Origin of the sequence: Pseudomonas sp. 2822-15, from assembly GCF_002742515.1 — a bacterium.
GTDB lineage: Bacteria > Pseudomonadota > Gammaproteobacteria > Pseudomonadales > Pseudomonadaceae > Aquipseudomonas > Aquipseudomonas salomonii.
The window spans coordinates 1-237 of record NZ_LJRY01000426.1; the positions used below are offsets into that span (position 1 = coordinate 1).

General features: G+C 58.2%; 1 rRNA gene. It reads right to left on the minus strand.

What is annotated here, in order from left to right:
- Positions 1-237: ribosomal RNA gene (locus tag AOA59_RS31285) — 23S ribosomal RNA — on the minus strand; the annotation flags it as partial.

The following is a 237-nucleotide window of genomic DNA, read 5'->3' on the forward strand; positions in this document are numbered from 1 at the left end:
TTTAATGGGCGAACAGCCCAACCCTTGGGACCTACTTCAGCCCCAGGATGCGACGAGCCGACATCGAGGTGCCAAACCTCCCCGTCGATGTGGACTCTTGGGGGAGATTAGCCTGTTATCCCCAGGGTAGCTTTTATCCGTTGAGCGACGGCCCTTCCATACGGTGCCGCCGGATCACTAAGCCCGACTTTCGTCCCTGCTCGACCTGTATGTCTCGCAGTCAAGCTGCCTTATGCC